Source organism: Halobacillus sp. BAB-2008, from assembly GCF_000328325.1.
Taxonomy (GTDB): domain Bacteria; phylum Bacillota; class Bacilli; order Bacillales; family Halobacillaceae; genus Halobacillus.
This window is the reverse complement of sequence record NZ_ANPF01000092.1, coordinates 1-3,564: the sequence shown is the minus strand read 5'-3', so window position 1 is coordinate 3,564 and position 3,564 is coordinate 1. Positions and strand designations below refer to the sequence as shown.

Sequence of the window (3,564 nt, the reverse complement as noted above, 5' to 3'; positions counted from 1 at the left end):
TTCCGGTTACGAGGGATGTCGTTTCTGTCTCTGATTGAAGCAAAAACGCTCCCTTTGGAACAGAGGAGCTGCCACCCCGGCTTCAGTAAAAGCTGGGAGTACTGATCGATGATCGGATCCAATACAAGAATATCCGGGCTGCCTGGACGACGGATCGGCAAATACATGGTTGCGATATTCCTTCGCGCCGCTTCTCTTGTGAAGATTGTCTTGTTTCTCACCATGTCACCACCTGTCAGATTAATCGGCGTTTCGAAGCTGAGTTACTCCTTCTCCTCCAGCTGCAGTTCTTTCGCATATTTATGTGTCAAAAGCTCCTCCAGCGAGACGTCGAGCGTCTTCGCCAACTTCCCCATGATGATCAAGGACGGGTTCTTCTGCACACCTCGTTCAATGTTGCTGATATAAGACTTGGACACCCCTGATTTCTTGGCAAACTCGTTGACGGACAACTCTTTGCTCACTCTAAGGACACGGATTTTCTCACCAATGGAAGTCACTTTTCCAACCTCACTTTCATCAACCAGCGAACAGCCGGCCGGTCATAGAATCAAGATGTTCGTTATTAAGAATATTATAATACGAAACCTACCGGAAATAAAAGAATAAATTTCATTATTAAGAACATAAAGTGCAGGAATTTCTCGCTTTTTCGCAGATTTTCTTCTTCTATTATTCTTTTTTGAGAACATTCGCATAAAAAAACAGCCGGGAGGCGCACCTCCCGGCTGTTTAATCTTCATAGGTCTGGTATTTCTTCCGGAATTCCTTCGGCCCGATGCCTTCGACGCCCTTGAACACCCGTGTGAAATAGCTTTGGCTGTTGTAGCCGAGCAGGGTGCTGATTTCAAGCAGCGAGTAGTTCGTTATCGAGAGCAGTTCCTTCGCCTCTTCGATCCGCTGCTGATTGATGAAGTGAGTGATGGCGACCCCGACTTCCCGTGCGAAAATGCCAGAAAGGTAGTTCGGGTTCACGTTCATCGCATCGGCGATTTTTTTCAAGGTCAAGTGCCTGCCGAGGTTCTCAAATATGTACCGTTTCGTCCGCTCGACAAGTGGAGAGGACCGGAGCATTTCATTCGTCCCGCCGATCCGTTCCAGAAAGGACCGTAAGACATTCTGCTCGAGCTCTTCCACTTCCCCGAGCGTCTCTCTCGTCTCCAAATAATTCAAATAAAAGTCGTTTAATGACATGATCTCATCCGGCTGCGAACCTGCTTCGATGGACCAGTTTCCGAGCTCGGTAATCAGCCGGATCAACTGGTTCTTCGCCGAACGGATCTCGTCCCTGTCCGAATGGGTAGGCTGAAGCAGTTTCTTATAATTTGCATAAGCAGCCACCGCCTCAGGCGATCCTGACCGGAACAGCTGCTGGAACTTCTCTTTCGCAGCGACCGCTTCCGAATAGGCAGGAACCGTCCGTGAATAATCATTCAACTGGCGGCGCATCTGCGCCTGCTCATTAAAGGAAGAAGACAGTTCCGGCCGCGGCAGAATCTGCACAAGCAGATGCTCGATCGCTTTGATCCTGCTTTCGCTGAGGACGGACAGCTGATCGAAGTAGTTCAGAAGGGTTTCTTCCACATCCGGCGCAAGCCCGCGGCCCGCGACCCGCGCCTTCACCTTCTTCTTTCCTATCTGATTAGACAAAAAAGGACCGATACCAAGTACAACTTCCATATCGGTCCTTTTGATCGTATAGAGAAAATAACTCTGCATGAACTCATCCGAATACATACCGAGACGGAAGGGGTGTTTCTTGCTTTCCTTAACGTACTGCACATTGGAATCACGCACGAACTGCGGCGGGCGCATCAGGTGATCCGGGTAATGATAAATCATCTTCGGCTGATCATTGACCATGAACACCGGCATCTGGAAAGCGAGTGAGCAATCCTTCAACAGATGAATCCATTCATGATTACTCATCCGGTCCTCTCCCCCCACCATCCTACTTTCTATCTATTATACTAGAACACTTTGGAAAAAAATACACCTCCCGGTTTGGAGAGGTGTATTCCTTCTATATGGTTTTTCGTGATCTTATATGCTCTTGTTGTAAGTAATTCTTGACGTCTTCCACACTTAAACCTTGTGCCTTGGCTTCTCTCATCAGGGACACCCATTCCTCATCCAGCACGTGCATATCAGGTTTTGTATTCATTGTTCGGCAACCTCCCTGGTTTGGTTTCGCTGCGGCCCCGGGTCGTTTATGTATGATCCCTCGGTGCCTTAATTTCCTATACCTGTAAATCTAGTCTTATTATAATGGATGAATGCGTTAAATATTTTAACTAAATTCACTATTTTTTAACTATTTTCAGTTAGTTTCCTTTATTTTTTAAAAAATGATGAGACTTTCATCCTTCTACATTTTTCATCATGAAAACGTTCACTATGCGACAAGGACAAGTATTCTCAGGGAATAAAAAAGCAGGCATGAGCGATCATACCCGCTTGGTTCATGTGTACAACGCATTCCATTTCTCTGTCAGAAGATGAAACGCGTCTTCATCTTGTTCGTCGATCGCCCTGTCAATGAGGCGCCGAAGATTATTTTTTTCTAATTCACGGATGAGTTCTTTCACTTCTCTTGATGATTGCTGGCTGATTTCGATCCCCTCTTCGTAATACGGCGACACAATCGTGTGAAGGTGTGTAATGAATTCCGGAAGCTGAAGCAAGTCGGTCACGGAGACGTAGACCATCTTCTTGCCTCGTTGGAAGACGAAGATATCGAAGACGTTGTGTACTCGCTTTTTGTTTCGGTCGATGATGATTTCTCTGGATTCCATCGGGATGAATTGGTATAGTTCGTTATCGATGAATAAGGAAAAGTACTGGTAGGCGAGAACGACACGGATAAAGCGTTTGTCTTCCTTAACATAGTATGGTTTTAACATTTTTATGTTCAACACGTTGCCCACCCCTTCGTTATTAAATCTGAATTTTCAGTATTTTATTCTATTATCGCTTATTTGTCAACAAATTGAAAGCCCTTTTAATCCTATTCGTATGCAGGTTTTTGCCGCTTGGTGACTGTGTTCGGGACACTTGCCGGAGGCCTCTTTTCACATATAGGAAGACGGAAAGCCCCTCAAGCTATCCTCTACTTCCCGCAGAAGCCCCGACTTCTCCCCGTCCTTGGCCCACGCAGGTTCTCATCACAAATTGGTTAGAGAAGTACGGAACCTATGTACTATGCCCATTAGGCTTAAAAAGTCCCCTTACGGCAAAGGGCGGAGGGAGTTGGGCAGACTCCTATGGGATTAGCGGAACAGGTGAGACCCCGGAAGAGCAACGCGATGAGGAGGCTCACCGGCCGCCCCATGGAAAGCGTCCCAACTCCCGGAGCCCGGTCTCTATACAAAGGATCATCACCTGTTTCCATCACACCTTTCCCCATACAAAAAAACCCCCTTCCACTAAGGAAAGGGGTCGGTTGTATTTAGATAAGCGCGTGGAGGCGTTCGTTGACAGTTGCTTTGACTGCTTCAAGCAGTGCTTCGCTGTCGGCTTTCGCTCCGGATTTCACGCCGTAGTAGAATTTGATTTCGGTTCGGT

At 47.0% G+C, this 3,564-nt stretch carries 5 protein-coding genes; all 5 read right to left on the bottom strand.

The window, feature by feature from the left end; translation table 11 throughout:
• Positions 1 to 221 (bottom strand): hypothetical protein (locus tag D479_RS18155; RefSeq protein WP_039871797.1); only part of this gene is annotated, 221 nt, incomplete at its 3' end.
• Positions 222 to 263: 42 nt separating this feature from the next.
• Positions 264 to 500 carry a helix-turn-helix transcriptional regulator gene (locus tag D479_RS18150; RefSeq protein WP_008639979.1) on the bottom strand — a complete coding sequence of 79 codons (237 nt, stop codon included), beginning with the start codon at positions 498 to 500 and terminating at the stop codon, positions 264 to 266.
• Positions 501 to 732: 232 nt separating this feature from the next.
• Positions 733 to 1,929 carry an AraC family transcriptional regulator gene (locus D479_RS18145; protein WP_008639977.1) on the bottom strand — a complete coding sequence of 399 codons (1,197 nt, stop codon included), beginning with the start codon at positions 1,927 to 1,929 and terminating at the stop codon, positions 733 to 735.
• 94 nt (positions 1,930 to 2,023) lie between these two features.
• Positions 2,024 to 2,164, bottom strand: coding sequence for an anti-repressor SinI family protein (locus tag D479_RS20365; RefSeq protein ID WP_008639976.1), 141 nt, complete (start codon positions 2,162 to 2,164; stop codon positions 2,024 to 2,026).
• 298 nt (positions 2,165 to 2,462) lie between these two features.
• Positions 2,463 to 2,918, bottom strand: a complete 456-nt coding sequence (locus D479_RS18140; protein WP_008639974.1) for an IDEAL domain-containing protein — start codon at positions 2,916 to 2,918, stop codon at positions 2,463 to 2,465.
• Positions 2,919 to 3,564: the final 646 nt, after the last annotated feature.